Annotated in this window: 10 protein-coding genes; 6 read left to right on the top strand and 4 right to left on the bottom strand. The window is 63.5% G+C overall.

The window, feature by feature from the left end; all coding sequences use genetic code 11:
* Positions 1–51 precede the first annotated feature (51 nt).
* Positions 52–1,425, bottom strand: coding sequence for a Gfo/Idh/MocA family protein (locus V5E97_RS23360; RefSeq protein ID WP_406693953.1), 1,374 nt, complete (start codon positions 1,423–1,425; stop codon positions 52–54).
* Between the two features lie 153 nt (positions 1,426–1,578).
* Positions 1,579–3,357 carry an ATP-binding cassette domain-containing protein gene (locus V5E97_RS23355; RefSeq protein ID WP_406693951.1) on the bottom strand — a complete coding sequence of 593 codons (1,779 nt, stop codon included), beginning with the start codon at positions 3,355–3,357 and terminating at the stop codon, positions 1,579–1,581.
* A gap of 957 nt (positions 3,358–4,314) precedes the next feature.
* Here V5E97_RS23355 and V5E97_RS23350 point away from each other — a divergent pair.
* Together V5E97_RS23350 and V5E97_RS23345 are read left to right on the top strand one after the other, a co-directional pair.
* On the top strand, positions 4,315–7,086 hold the full coding sequence (locus V5E97_RS23350; protein ID WP_406693950.1) for an MGH1-like glycoside hydrolase domain-containing protein: 2,772 nt from the start codon (positions 4,315–4,317) through the stop codon (positions 7,084–7,086).
* A 168-nt stretch (positions 7,087–7,254) separates the two neighbouring features.
* The gene (locus V5E97_RS23345; RefSeq protein ID WP_406693949.1) at positions 7,255–8,043 is read left to right on the top strand and encodes a bestrophin-like domain; all 789 of its coding nucleotides are present in this window, start codon (positions 7,255–7,257) and stop codon (positions 8,041–8,043) included.
* Positions 8,044–8,378: 335 nt separating this feature from the next.
* On the opposite strand, the gene V5E97_RS23340 is transcribed toward V5E97_RS23345, so the two are convergent.
* Positions 8,379–8,927 carry a hypothetical protein gene (locus V5E97_RS23340; RefSeq protein WP_406693947.1) on the bottom strand — a complete coding sequence of 183 codons (549 nt, stop codon included), beginning with the start codon at positions 8,925–8,927 and terminating at the stop codon, positions 8,379–8,381.
* A 310-nt stretch (positions 8,928–9,237) separates the two neighbouring features.
* The gene (locus tag V5E97_RS23335; RefSeq protein WP_406693946.1) at positions 9,238–10,011 is read right to left on the bottom strand and encodes a class I SAM-dependent methyltransferase; all 774 of its coding nucleotides are present in this window, start codon (positions 10,009–10,011) and stop codon (positions 9,238–9,240) included.
* A gap of 196 nt (positions 10,012–10,207) precedes the next feature.
* Here V5E97_RS23335 and V5E97_RS23330 point away from each other — a divergent pair, with 196 nt between their 5' ends.
* From V5E97_RS23330 to V5E97_RS23315, 4 genes are all read left to right on the top strand, one after another.
* Complete coding sequence (locus V5E97_RS23330; protein WP_406693945.1) at positions 10,208–11,698, top strand: hypothetical protein; 1,491 nt, start codon at positions 10,208–10,210, stop codon at positions 11,696–11,698.
* 118 nt (positions 11,699–11,816) lie between these two features.
* Positions 11,817–12,617 (top strand): hypothetical protein, encoded by an 801-nt coding sequence (locus V5E97_RS23325; RefSeq protein WP_406693944.1) that lies wholly within the window; start codon positions 11,817–11,819, stop codon positions 12,615–12,617.
* Positions 12,617–13,969 carry a phenylacetate--CoA ligase family protein gene (locus V5E97_RS23320; RefSeq protein WP_406693943.1) on the top strand — a complete coding sequence of 451 codons (1,353 nt, stop codon included), beginning with the start codon at positions 12,617–12,619 and terminating at the stop codon, positions 13,967–13,969. The genes V5E97_RS23325 and V5E97_RS23320 overlap by 1 nt, the downstream gene beginning before the upstream one ends.
* 171 nt (positions 13,970–14,140) lie before the next feature.
* Complete coding sequence (locus V5E97_RS23315; RefSeq protein ID WP_406693942.1) at positions 14,141–14,851, top strand: hypothetical protein; 711 nt, start codon at positions 14,141–14,143, stop codon at positions 14,849–14,851.

Here is a 14,851-nt window from a genome sequence, read left to right as displayed (position 1 = left end):
AACAGGTGCATTGCATTCTTTTTTTTCGCGAGACGAGGGCGAGGGAGGGGGTCAGGAGAGGGACCAGCCCTTGCGAGGCTCGCGGCGGATGAACGGCTCGGCTTCGGGGGCGTTCGGGGCGTAGAGCTTTTCCGAGTCCCACTCGAGCTTCTTGCCGGTGCGATAGGCGACATTGCCCAGGTGGTTGGCCTCAGTGAGCCAGCCGGCGTATTCGAAGTTGCTCATGGTCGGCGAGCCGGTCTTACAGGCTGCCACCCATTCGGCCCAGTGGCCGATCGACTTGGGAATGAACGGCTCGGGGGGCTTGAAGTCGACGAAGTCCTTCTCGGGCAGGAGCTTGTGCTTGCCGTAGTCGGCCAGGATCATGCCCTTGGATCCGATGAAGAGTATGCCGTTATCCCACTTGGGGATCCCGCCGTCGGTCCAGATCTTCGGCTTGTCCTCGCCCTGGTGCCAGGTCAGCGAGACGGCGGGCAGGTCGCCCCGTGCGTCATATTCGTACTTGGCGTGCATGGAGGCCGGGGCGATTTCGGGGTGGGGCGGCGGTCCGAATGCTTCGATGGTCCGAGGCGCCTGGAGCTTGAGGGCCCAGAACGGCAGGTCGTTCCAGTGGCTCCCCAGGTCGCTCATGGTGCCGTTGCCGAAATCCCACCAGCGATACCACTTGGGGCCGGGGAAATAGGCGTCGGCGAACGGTCGGTTGGGCGCGGGGCCGATCCAGAGATCCCAGTCCAGGCCGGTCGGTATCTTCGAGGCTTCGCGGGGCCGTTCCACGGTGGAGAGGCCGCCGAGATCGAGCTTCTTCGCCTTTTCCGGATCTTGCCAGCCCCAGGCTCGCGAGACCCAGACGTGGACCTCGGTCACCGGGCCGATCGCGTTGGTCTGAACCAATTCGATGACGCGGCGGAAGTTTTCGCTGGCGTGCATCTGGTTGCCCATCTGCGTCGCCACCTTGGCTTTTGCAGCGGCCAGGCGGATGACACGAGCCTCGGCGATGTTGTACGTCAGCGGCTTTTCGCAATAAACATGCTTGCCGAGTTGGAGAGCCGGAAGCGTGGCGTAGGCGTGGGTGTGCTCGGCCGTGCTCACGACGACCGCGTCGAAGTCTTTGGCGTGGTCGTAAACTTTGCGGAAGTCCGCAAACCGCTTCGCCTTCGGGAAGGTCAACGCGGCCTTGTCGACCGCCGGCTCGTAGACGTCGCAGAGCGCCACGATGTTCTCGCCGGAGAACTGGTCGAGATTATGGGCGCCGCGGCCGCCGGTGGCGATCATGGCGATGTTGAGCTTCTCGTTCAGGTTCCGGCCCCGAACGACGGCAGGGGCGGCAAATGCTCCGAGCGCCGTGCCCGCCACGACCTGAGCGAACTGGCGGCGCGTGGGCATTGACTTCGGCTGTTCGGCCGACGAGGAAGAGGTCTGGTCCATGGAACTGGCTCCAGCTTGACCCGTTCGAAACCGCGTGACCCAAGGGGCGGGCTCCCGCCCCTTCGCGTCCCACATGATGGACCGCGCCTCGAGCCGTCGCAAGCCCTTAGTCTTCGAGCGGATCGCGGGAGGGAGACGACGTTTCGGTGGGGGTCAGGCCAGGGCCTCCAGCGTTTCCCAGCGATCGTAGGCCAGCGCCAGGTCCCGCTCCAGGGTTTCGAGCCGCTCCTTGGCCACGGCGATCTCGCTTCCTTCCTTGCGATAGAAGGCGGGATCGGCCATCGTCTCGTGCAACTCTCGCTGCGCCTCTTCCAACTGATGGATCCGCTTGGGGAGGTCGTCCAGTTCCCGCCGTTCCTTGCCGTTCAGTTTGCGGGGCCGCTCGGCCGGAGCGTTCTCCTTGGCTGGGCTGGCGGCAGTCCGTTCCTTGGATTCGGCCGGTTTATCGGCGGGCCGTTGCCTGAGGTAGTCATCGTAGCCGCCGTCGTACTCCTTGACCTGCCCGTCGGCCTCGATCGCCAGGGTGCTGGTCACGACGTCGTTGAGGAACGCCCGGTCGTGGCTCACCATGAGCACCGTGCCTTGGTATTCCACGATCAGGCTCTCGAGCAGTTCCAGCGTCTCGATGTCGAGGTCGTTGGTCGGTTCGTCGAGGACCAGGACGTTCGAGGGCTTGGTGAACAGCTTGGCCAGGAGCAGGCGGCTCCGTTCCCCTCCGGAGAGCACCCGGGCCAGGCTTCGCGACCGCTCGGGGGGGAAGAGGAAGTCTTGGAGGTAGCCGATGATGTGCCGGGACTGGCCGTTGATCGTGATCGTGTCGTAGCCGTCGGAGACGTTCTCCTGGACCGTCTTTTCCTCGTCGATCGTGGCCTTCAACTGGTCGAAGTAGGCGACTTCGAGGTTGGTCCCTTGACGGACCGTCCCCAACTGGGGATCCGACTGTCCCAGCAGGAGCCGAATCAGAGTCGTCTTGCCCGAACCGTTGGGCCCGATGATTCCCACCTTGTCACCGCGCATGATCGTGGTCGTCAGGTCCCGGATCACCGTGCGGTCGCCGTAGCCGGCGCTGGCGCCTTTGGCTTCGATCACGAGGCTCCCCGACCGGTCGGCTTCCTGGACCTGCATTTTCGCCGTGCCCGAGCGTTCTCGCCGCCGCTGCCGGGCGTCGCGCATCGCCTTCAAGGCACGCACTCGCCCCTCGTTCCGGGTCCGCCGCGCCTCGACCCCTTTGCGGATCCAGACTTCCTCCTGGGCCAGTCGCTTGTCGAAGAGGGCATTTTGCTTGCTCTCCGCGTTGAGAACCTCTTCTCTACGCAGGAGGAACGTCGGATAGTCGCAGGCCCAGTCGTGGAGCGCCCCGCGGTCGAGCTCGACGATCCGGGTCGCCAGCCGCTCCAGGAACACGCGGTCGTGGGTCACGAAGATCAGAGTCCCGCCAAAGCGGAGGAGAAAGTCTTCCACCCAGCGAATCGACTCGATGTCGAGGTGGTTCGTCGGCTCGTCGAGCAAAAGGATATCGGGCTCGGCCACCAGGGCCTTCGCCAGGAGAACCCGGCGCTTCATCCCCGAAGAGAGGGCCTCGAACCGCGCGTCGGGGTCCAGCCCCATTCGCGAGATGATCGTATCGACCCGATAGTCAACCCCATGCCCTGGGTCGTCGAGGCCACCGGACACCTCGTCGGCGACCGTGTTTTCCTGGGCTCGAGGAACTTCCTGCGGCAGCCGCGCGATCCGCAGCCCTTGCTGGCGGATGACCTCCCCCTCGTCCGCCTGGATTTCTCCCTCGATCACCCGCAGCAGCGTGCTCTTTCCTTCGCCGTTGCGTCCGAGCAGGCAGAGTCGCTCGCCCCGCTCGACCTGAATGCTGACCTGATCGAGCAGCCGAGGACCACCGAAGGCCAGGCTGACGTCTCGCAAGCTGAGTAATGCCATGGATCCTCTTGCCATCAACGGTCGAGCGACCCTCGTCGGCCTGACTCCGAGATGGGTCGCGCAGATCGGTCGCTAATGGCCAACGTAACAAAGGAAGTGCCCAAAGATCGAGGCGAACTCTGCGACACCTCGAAAATAGGGGCCGAAGACCCTCGACTTTCCCCCTCAGGTCTGGGCTGGTTTCCGCCTCGGACCCCGTTCCACAGGGACCGCTCGCGCAGCGGCGGTCGCTCCCGTTGCGGCTCCACAGTCAGGAAATCGACGGGCATCCGGGCTCCTTTTCGGTTTCCGAGGAGCGGAACTCGTTGCCTTTTGACCGGGAAGACCTTCTCCAAGGCGAAATGGTGCTCCTGCAGGGCGATACTCGACGGGACATCGGGACCACACGGACGTTGGTCCTGAGCAACGTTCGGATGATGAAGCGGATCGGTCGGCGTCTCACAGGTAACGGCCGGTCGGCCTTGTCGGTGGGGAGGGCTCACGCGGGTACTGGTAGGTTTGAGCATCCCTTTGGATCACGCGAAACTCGTCCGCCAAGGGTCGGGAGCATTCTGGATCATCGACTTCCGTGTCGATGACGGAGTTCTCCCGACCCTCGACGTCGTGCCCCCCCCGCATTTCGTAAACAGTGACATCTGGGTGGAGCCTGGCACCTGTATAATCAATATAGCTGAGTTAGAAGTAGACTTTGCCTCGCTGGTCTGACGAGGGGCGAGGAGGGCGAACCGGGAGCCTTGCGACCGATCATCACGCTCGAGAAGAGGAATTCGAATCCGAATTTCCCGGATTGTGATTTCGACGGAGATGGAAAGACGGAGCGAAGTCATACGCCCTCTGAGGAAACAGACGGTGGCACTTTTCATCGGCTGTTCCGGGCGACTCAGGACCTCGGGCCGGTCTCGGGGAGTGACTTAGGATCTGCGCGATTTGCCGTTCTGAACCGAAGGCAGGTGCCATGTGACCGCGGAACACGTCCGGCTTGAGGAGGCCAACGAGCGGAAGGCCCCCTGGAAGGCATGGGGGCCGTATCTCAGCGAGCGGCAGTGGGGGACCGTGCGCGAAGACTACAGCGAGAGCGGCGACGCCTGGAACTACTTCACCCACGACCAGGCCCGCTCGCGTGCCTATCGCTGGGGAGAAGACGGCTTGGCGGGGATCTCCGACGATCAGCAGCGGCTCTGCTTCGCGCTGGCCCTCTGGAACGGGAGGGACCCCATTCTCAAGGAACGTCTGTTCGGCCTGACCAATAGCGAGAGCAATCACGGCGAGGACGTCAAGGAGTACTACTTCTACCTCGACAATACTCCGACCCATTCGTACATGAAGTATCTCTATAAATATCCGCAAGGGGCGTTTCCCTACGGCGACCTCGTCGAGACCGGGCGCCGCCGAGGTCGGGACGAGTTCGAGTACGAGCTGCTCGATACGGGCGTGTTCGATGAGGATCGCTACTGGGATGTGTTCGTGGAGTATGCCAAGGAGTCTCCTCAGGACATTTTGGTCGCGATCAGCGTGCACAACCGCGGCCCGGAGCCGGCCCTCCTGCACGTTCTGCCCACTCTCTGGTTCCGGAACCAGTGGTCCTGGTATGACAGCCCCGACCGCCCGCGCCTCCAGCAGGTTGCCGGCTCCGGCGCAAGCATCATCCGGGCCGTCGACAGCAAGCTCGGGGAACGACACCTCCATTGCGAGGGGGATGTCCCCCTGCTTTTCACCGAGAACGAAACGAACACATGGCGGATCTTCGGTGTCGCGAACCAGAGCCCGTACGTCAAGGACAGCATCGATAATTTCGTCGTCCACGGCCTCGATGGTGCCGTGAATCCGGAGCAGTCCGGAACCAAGGCGGCGGCCCATTATCGCCTGACGGTCGGCCCCGGTGAATGCCAGGTGATCCGGCTCCGGCTGACCGATGTTGCGCCTTTGGCTGTTACCCAGGGCAACGGCAATGGCAATGTCACGGGCCCGTTCGGTGATCGCTTCGATGCGATCATCCGGGCGAGGCACGCCGAGGCGGACGAGTTCTACGCCACTGTGATTCCTCGCTCATTGGACGCCGACGCTGCCAACGTGATGCGCCAGGCGCTGGCGGGGATGCTGTGGTCCAAGCAGTTCTACCACTACGACGTCGACAAGTGGCTCGAGGAGCGCGGGTCTGACCCGTTCCAGGCGACGCGGAAGGTCTCCCCACGCAACGACCACTGGCATCATATGTATAACGGCGACATCATCTCCATGCCGGACAAGTGGGAGTACCCATGGTACGCCGCGTGGGACCTCGCCTTCCACGTCCTCGCTCTGACGCTCGTCGACCCGGCCTTCGGCAAGCAGCAACTGAAGCTGATGCTGCACGAGCGGTACATCCACCCGAACGGCCAGATCCCTGCCTACGAGTGGAACTTCGGCGATGTCAACCCGCCGGTGCACGCCTGGTCCACCATCTTCACCTACCGTCTCGAAGCGGCGCAGCGCGGGGAGGGAGACAAGGATTGGCTCAAGAGCAGCTTTCAGAAGCTGCTGCTGAACTTCACCTGGTGGGTCAACCGCAAAGACCGGTCGGGGCGGAACGTCTTCGAGGGGGGCTTCCTGGGCCTCGACAACATCGGGGTCTTCGACCGCAACGCGCCGCTGCCGACCGGTGGGTGTCTCGAACAGGCGGACGGCACCGCCTGGATGGCCTTGTACTGCCAGAACATGCTCGAGATCGCCGTCGAGCTGGCAATGACGGATCCGGACTATGGGGAGATGGCCCTCAAGTTCGTCGAGCATTTTCTGTGGATCGCCTCGTCGATGGCGCACCTGGGAGAGGACACCGGGATGTGGGATGAGGAGGACGGCTTCTTCTACGACGTCCTCCGGCTGCCCGACGGCCAGGCGCGGCGACTGAAGGTCCGGTCCATGGTCGGCCTCCTCCCACTCTGCGCCGCCACGACGATGGAGGGGGAGTTGCTGGCCAGGTATCCCGAACTCGGGGAGCGGTTCCAGTGGTTCCTCGAGTCCCGGCCCGAGCTCTACGCCGCGATCCACGATCCGACGAAGCCCGGCGTCGCGGGGAGACGGCTCGGGTCCATACTGGACGAGGTGAAGCTCCGCCGTGTCTTGTCGAAGATGCTCGACGAGAAGGAGTTCTTGAGTCCTTACGGGATCCGCTCCCTGTCGCGCTACCACGCCGACCATCCCTATGTGATCTCCGCGGGGGGCCAGGATTACGAAGTGTCCTACCTCCCCGCCGAATCCAACACCGGTATGTTCGGGGGCAACTCGAACTGGCGCGGCCCGATCTGGATGCCGGTCAACGCCCTGATCATCCGAGCGTTAATGCACTATTACCTCTACTTTGGCGACGAATTCAGAGTCGAATGCCCCACCGGGTCCGGGCGCTGGATGACCTTGTATCAGGTGGCCGAGGAGCTCTCACGCCGACTGTCCGCCCTCTACCTGAAGGACCCGGACGGCCGCCGTCCGGTCTACGGCGGCTCGCGGAAGTTTCAGGAGGACCCGTGCTGGTCGGATCACATGCTGTTCTACGAGTACTTCCACGGCGACAATGGGGCCGGGCTCGGGGCTAGCCATCAGACCGGCTGGACCGGGGTCCTCGCTCGCCTCATGCACCTCTTCGCGACCGTCACACCCGAGGAGGCACTGGCAGGCGGCAAGGCCTCCTATTTCAAGACGACCGCGACCGATCGTAACGGCCCGAGGGTCCACGCCCACAAGGTCGGTGGATGATGAATGGGACGAGACGTGGAGAAAGAAACGTGTCTGCATGAGCAAGGCCCAGTGTTCGAGCCCGGCCCGGCCGTAATTCCTTCGGGTTCGGCGCGAGTCCGAGGAATGGCCCTGGGCTGAGGGGGACACGGCCGGTTTACCAATAGGCTGTGTGGGAGCGAGATCAACATGGACCGCGGCGGCCCGTTCGACAGCTTCACGATCTGGGAGGTTTTCCTGGCCACCGTGGCGGTGGTTTTGCTTTCGATCGAGGGGGGATTCCGGCTGGGGCAGTATCGGCAACGGTGTTCGGAATGGGAGGATCGGCCGCCGGTCGGCGAGATGGTGGCGGCCACTCTCGCGTTACTCGCGTTCCTGCTCGCGTTCACGTTCGGGCTGGCCGCCTCGCGGTTCGATGTGCGAAGGGTCCTGGTCATTGATGAGGCAAACGCGATTGGCACGACCTACTTGCGTGCGGCGATGCTCCCCGAGCCTCATCGGACGGCGGTCCGGACCCTCCTCGGCGAATACGTGGACGTTCGCCTGGAGGCCGTCGAGATGGGGAAGCTGGACCGGAGCATCCGCCGATCCGAGGAGTTGCACGCTCAGCTCTGGACTCATGCGGTCGCCGTCGGAGAGAAAGAGCCCCGCTCGATCGTCGTGGGCTTGTTCATCGGGTCACTGAACGAAGTGATCGACCTCCACACCAAGCGTCTCGCACTCGGGGTGGGGAATCGGATCCCCGGAACCATCTGGGCGGCGCTCTATTTCGTGGCGATTCTCGGCACCTCGGTGATTGGATATCATTCCGGGCTGGCCGCCGCGGGGAGGTCGCTGGCGATCCTTGCGCTCGTCCTCGCCTTCTCGGCGGTCATGACCCTGATCGCCGACCTCGACCGTCCCCAGGAGGGGCTGCTTCGGGTGAGTCAGCAAGCGATGATGGATCTCCGTCATTCGTTCACGGCGAAGAGTCCATGAACCAAGGGAGTGGTTCCGAGAGCAATGCGTTTTTCCACGCAGAATGCGCATTTCCTACGTGACAGGCTCCGAAGTTCGTTGGTCTTCGTCCCCTTGCTTCCGGAACGCCGAGTCCGTAAGGCTTAACCCGACTGTCTGTTCCGAGGATTGTTGGGTCCCGAAGACAGATGCCCACCCCCTTGGTCTTATGTGATGGCCATGGGGGCATTCCATTCGAACAGGTCCTGGTTGGGGTGGGCCGCCGTTTCGGATCCGACGTCCGCATCGGATCGGCACGGTCGCACGGCGGCGCTGCTTGGCTTGGCCAGATTCGTGAGGAGGGCGTCGGCACGTTCCTACTCGATCCCGTAAGACCGAGGCGCCTGTCGCCACAATTCCATGGCTTCACCTGTGACCGGATCCCGGTCGGGGATCGGCAAGGTCGCAATTCGTAAGATCGCGTCCCGGGTTTCCGCGTCAGAGGCTTGGTCGTCGCGGACCAGATCCCAACTGCGTCCGTCGGGATAGCCGCCGACAATGAACAGATCGTTCGACTCGCCGATCTGGATGTGCGACACGCCGGCCGGCATGACAAGGACATCGCCCGCTGAGAGCGTCAACTCAGGTCCGCCTTCACCGCCCAGACGCAGATTCGAGTATCCACGCGCGAAGCCGAGCACCTCGTGGGTGGTCGAATGGTAGTGATAGTAGTTGTAAACCGCGGGCTCGCGCCAGTTGTTCAGCCAATTGTTCCGTCTGAAGGTGGCTTCGATCACGTCGGCGAGATCGACGCGAGGATCGGTCTTGATCGCGCCCCGGTAGATGAGCACGGGAAAGCGACTGTTGGGAGCGTTTCCATTGGGCTTTAACGTCAGCGTTTCGAGACGGGGACCCACTTCAGACATTGCTTCGCCTCATTCGCGTTTCGAGAAAACGGCTCATTTTAATTCTGTCCTTTTCGCTTGCAATCAAAATCGTTTCCAGACTCTCCATTCCATCTCCCTGTATCGAAATCGGCAACAATGAGACGTCTTGGTGTTGCCGTGATTTGCGGATTTTCGTGTTGAGTTGGTGTGGATGTGTGTATGGGTGGAGTTGGTTGAGGGATATCGACGCAGAATGGGCCAGGCAGGCCGCCGGTGTGGATTCCGACGGCCGGGCCGGCCAGGCTCCTGGGAGCAACCTGCTCCGCGGGATTCTGTTTCGTTTCGCTTCTCAGATCGGAGTGCGACCGACTCGAAGGTGGAGTTTCCACTGGACGGCCCGCCTCGCGCGCCGGCCTCGTCGCCACGTTGCGGCGATTCGCTTCAGGTGGCCGGCGACGAAACCGGCGGCCTCCGGGTTATCTTCAGAGTCGGTGAGGGCCTGCCAGGTGCGCAAGTGGCCGATCAAGGAGTCCAGGGGCCAGGTTTCCTCCGCCACAAACTCGGGCGTACGAAGTTCCTGGAAGGGAAAGGGGAGGTGCATGTAGCCGTCATCGACGTCGCGGCGATTCGAGGGCCAGTAAGAGGCCAGCGCTTCGGCGTCGTAGAGTTCCTCGATCAACCGGTCGATGGGCCCCCGATCGACCATCGGGAACTCGTAACACCAGACCGCGATCACGCCGCCGGGAACGAGGACGCGTCGGGCTTCGGCATAGAACGAATCGAGGTCGAACCAGTGAACGGCGTGGGCCACCGTCAGCAGGTCGACCGAGGCATCGTCGAGACCGCTCCGCTCGGCCGGCTCACGGCGAAACTCGAGGCCGGGGTAGGGGTCGACGATCGCGAGCTGCTTGTCCGACGCGTCCGTCGCGATGACCTGGTTGAAGTGGGGGGCCAGGCCTCGGGCCGCCTGGCCACCGCTGCCGGTTCCGCAGTCCCAGGCCCGCTCTTTGCCGGAGGTCTGGGACGCGAGGAAACGGAAGAGAGCCTCGGGATATTTGGGACTGTATTGTTTGTACCGAGCGGCAACCACGCCGAAGAACTCGTCTGGGTCACGGTGTGGCATTCCTCTTGAACTCGCATCGGTTGCTTGAAAATCTTGCTCTACGCGTGGGGTGAAATATCTCCGACCTGGACCGAGACTGCAAGCCTTTCGGCGGTTCCGAACCGCTCCCTTGCCCGCCGAGGAGTGCCCGGCTAGTGTCGTCAGTCGCGGCAATGGCCCCCACCAGTAGCTCCAGCGACGGGACGACCTCACGCTTATGGCCACCCACAAAAGCGATGCCCCATTGAGTTCCTTGCCGGGCGAGAACGGGAGCCAGGGGCGCGGAACTGATCTCTGGCGGACGGTGATATTAGGGGCGATGGCCGGCGGCATGGGGTGGGGGATTCGCGGGCAATACGGGCATGAAACCGGCGCGATGATCGCCGGGGTGCTTCTCGGTTTCGTGCTGGTACTGCTGTTCATTCCTCACGCGGGATCGCTGCGGGGGGCACGGGCGGTGGCGCTCACGGCCGTCGGCATTGCCTTCGGCGGGTCGATGACGTACGGCCAGACGATCGGGCTGACTCACAACCCGTTCTTCGTCGGCAACTGGGCGGCGTTTCGTTGGGGGATGCTGGGGCTCTTTCTCAAAGGGGGGATCTGGTTTGGGTTCGCGGGGGCCTTCCTCGGGATCGGGCTGGGTGGGAAGCGATGGCGCCCCCTCGAGATGCTGATCTTGTTGCTGGCGATGATGGGCTTGATCTTCGTGGGTCTGCGGGTCTTGAACCGACCGTTCGACCCCGCACATCGGATTTTGCCACCGCTCTATTTCTCGTCCGACTGGTATTGGCAGCCGAACGCGGGCCCTGAACTGAAGCCAAGGCCGGAAGTCTGGGGCGGCTTGCTGTTCGCCCTGATCGGGCTGACTGCCTACGCCCAGTGGGGCCGCCGCGACCGGCTCGCCCGCAACTTGACCGGAGTGGGCTTCCTCGTGGGAGGTCTCGGGTTCAGTCTCGGCCAGTGCATCCAGGCGTTCCACGGCTGGAATCGAGAGCTGTTCCACTCAGGGCCGTTGCAGACGATCGGGACGTACACCAACTGGTGGAACATGATGGAGACCACCTTCGGGGCGATCGGCGGTGGCGGTCTCGCGCTTGGCCTTTGGTGGAACCGTCACTTGATCCCGGACGAGCATGTCGAGGACGAAGACACGGTGTCGATCGCTCCCCCTTGGGAATTCGCGATGGTGGTCGCCCATCTCACCCTGCTCGTCGGGGCTGAATTCCACCTGATCCCCGGCCTGTCTCCGTTCCTGGCGTACGGCACGAACATGGCGGTGCTGGCCCTCCCTGGAATTGTGGGCGGGCGGTACTGGCCCTATCTCTTCGCGATGCCCATCGTGGCCGTGCCGATTGCAGGTAAGACCCTGCTGGCCCTATCTTATAAGGAGCAGGTGCTTTCTCGCCCACTCGGCTGGATCCTCCTCGTGGCGATACCGCTCGGCCTGGCTCTTGGGGGGGCGCTCAGGCTCGTCCGGCAGGGGCGGGCAGGGCAGTCGGCAGCGCGGTTCGCGGCCACCGGGTTGCTGCTGACCACCTGGCTCTATTTTATGCTGAATTTCGCATTCTTCCGTTTGCCCTGGCCCTGGGCCGCCTGGACCATCCGCACGCCCAACGCGCTGATCTTCGCGGTCTGCACGCTTGGCCTGACGGCTGCGGCTGTTGCACTGAGATCGTCCGGTGACATCCGGAGAATCCCGCCGGAATGAAGTTGGTCGCGCTGCTCCGAATCGCCCGACGGAAGAGGGGCGGGAACGCGGGTCGGCATGGATCGTCGGTTAGGTATAATCGCGTGTGGTGATACGAAGTTTCGTCCTGGAGTGGTTCATGTTCGATGTCGAGGACGCGCTGATCGCCACAGCCGGCAAGGCTTTTCGACTGACTCGATTCTACAGCGAGGTGTACGGGGCGGAGCCGGCCGACGTTTCCGAGATCCCGTACGTCTCGGTCTCGGACTATCACCGGGCGGCTGGCTTGCTCGACTGCGTTGTCGACCGGGAGGCGATGATCGGGATCTTGCCGCCGTATTTCAAGGACGCGAGCCGATTCCCGTTCACCGTCCCCGAGGACGAGGCCGAGCTCGTGCTAAGGCAACGGCGGATCGTCCGGGCGTTGAAAGATCTTGGCGTCGACTTCGGTGCGTCCCCGCGATTCCTGATCGTGACCGATGGGCGGCGCGGGCCGTTCGCCTGCGAATTCGCCAAGGGGATCTACTGGGAGGGGTTCCAGGCTTCCGTGTCCTACTTGAGCGGAGCGGGCGACGATCTGCGGGGGGATGTCGCGATCCACGATCCTGACTATGTTGTGCTGACAAGCAGGCGACACCTGCGCCACTCGCTCGAGCGGCCGCGACACACGGTGATGCTCGTCGAGCATTGCGGTGATCGCCCGATCGACGATCTCGAATATCCTTCGCTGCTCTACGCCGACGAGGTCGACCTCATCGGATCGCGAGCTGTCGGCCGGCCCTGGTACGACTACGACGCGGAACAACTGCTGATCGAGGTCGCCCCGGCGTCCCTCCTTTCGCACGTCAGCAAGCTGCAATTCACGTGTTTCCCCCTTGTCCGTTACGGCCTCGGTCAGCGTGTGCCGACGGCAGACGCCCCGAAGCGGGAAGCCTCCTAATGGTTCGGTTTCATCGTCATGAGGACGGGTCGGTGAGCCTCCTCGGGCTCCGCGAGCGCGACCTCGATCGGATGAGGCGATTCTTCGCGTTGCTCTACCGGGAATTTGGCCACTACCGCGCCGTCATGGAGGGCTCGGGGCTGTTCCCGGAGAGTTCGCCCGTCGACGTCCTCGGCCGATTCCCGCACACGAGCCGGGAGGACTACCGCGACATCCTCCAGCCCGAGGCGCTCTCGCGGCTGAGCGGCGACCGATTCGTCTGTGACTACAGTTCGGGGTCCACCGGCCAGTGCGTCCTGCGGCTGGCAACCCCGGCCGACGAGCTCGCCGAGCAGGCGATCACCGAGCAGGTTTTCCGCAGGGCCGGGATGCGGAGCGGGGATACGTTCGTCTGCGCCGACGTCGGATTCCCCGAGATCTACGACTTCTACTTCCGGGCCGCGAGGGACCTGGGAGTCCGGCGGTCGACCTTCCTCCACCTCAATCGAGATTACGGGCGGTCCCTGGAGCCGATCCGACGCCTCGCGCCGGACGTATTCCTCACCCTACCGAGCCTCCTGGTCCGGTCCTGGCCTCACCTGCGGTCGATTTGGCCCCACCGCCGGTCGCCCATCCGTTCCCTCATATTCATGGGCGAGCCGATGCACTCCGGGTTCAGGAGGGAGGTTGCCGAGACGCTTGGCTGCCGCGTCTATTCCTTCTATGGGACCACCGAGACCGGCGGATTGGCCGGCGAGTGTGACTGCGGTGCAGGGGGGCACTTCGATCCGACCATGATCGGCGCGACGATCGCCCGGCCGGAATTCATCGACGATCAGACGGTGCAGGGGGAGCTTTACCTGACGACCTGGCACTTACGCGACCACCCCGTTGTGAAATATCGCGTCGGCGACGTGGTGCGGGTCACGACCCGGCCGTGCGAGTGTGGAGAGACCTCCCCCCGGCTGACCGTCGTTGAGCGCTCGCACGAGGGTTTCGTGCTCGCCGGTATGAAACTCCGCTATCAAACCGTCCTTGACGCCTTGAATCGGGTCGCCGGGGACCTCGGCCTGCTCTCGATCACTCTCAGCGACCTCCCCGAGTCGGAGGGGCATACCCTCATGCGGCTCGACCTCCCCGATCGGTTCGCGCCGCTGGAACGCGAACTCCTGGACGTTTTGAGATACTCGATCTTCGAACTGGACGACCTCTACCAGTTCGGGCTCGTGCGCTTCCAGTTGGACTTCCACACCGACGAGGCGTTCGACCGGCGCAAGGTTCGCCGCGTGACCGATCGGCGTCGCTACCTGGGCGACGACTCGTTGGAGGACGACGAGGGTTCGTCACCAGACCGAACACCCGGCAGCCTCTGACCCCAACGGCGCCGGGCGATCGGGGAATCCGATGGCCCTTGCCAGGGTCGAGCATGCCCACTAGGGTGTTGTAGATCGGGACTCGTGTGAATTTCGCAATTTGCCCGGCTGGCGTGTCCGCCAGGACGGGCCCCGATATCAGTGAAAACGCCTTGGTCCGGGAGTACGCCCGTGTGTGCCTATGCCAAGACCGCGCCCGGCGAGACGTTGAGTTACCGTCCGCCCGACCTGAACCGGTACGCAGGGGAGCAGTTCTGCCTCCGTATCACGCCGGAGGACTTCGACCTCGATCGCTGCTTCTTCGTCTATCTCGACGAGCGGTTCGAGGGCTATTCCCTCCGCAAACTGTTCCAGACCTATTTTATCGCCCCCGGGCCCGAGCAGGAGGCCGAGATGGCATCCTGGCTGGAGCCTTGGCTGCACATGGACCCGATGCTGCCGAAGAAACGCATGCTCCTACGGCAGTTGTTCGCCAAGGTGCGCGAACATTCGGGTAAGGTGCTGTTTTACATCAATCACGGGCCTGGTCCCCTCTACCCCGAGGACACCGTTCGCAGTCATCTCGGGACCAGCGTGTTCGACGACGGCAGCTTCGACGACAAGATCCTGGACGTCGTCCTCGAGTTCTACGCCGACGGCGAGCCCCTGCCCGAGCTGGATCAGTGGGCGCGGTTCGACCCGATCGACACCTCGGTCGCGGACACGGCGGGACCTACCTCGGGCACGAATCGGAGGAGCCTCATCGGTTCGCTGGGCCTGTTCCTGATCGCCATGTTGAGCTTGCCCTTCCTGTTGTTCAGTTGCAGGGGGAGAAGAGGTCCCAACGTCGGAGGTGGCGGCGGAGGTGGGTTCGGAGGAGGCTTCGGAGGAGGGATGCTCTAA

It is taken from the genome of Singulisphaera photorubra (assembly GCF_045290345.1).
GTDB lineage: Bacteria > Planctomycetota > Planctomycetia > Isosphaerales > Isosphaeraceae > Singulisphaera.
The sequence above is the reverse complement of the archived record's forward strand: the minus strand, read 5'-3'. Positions and strand labels throughout refer to the sequence as shown.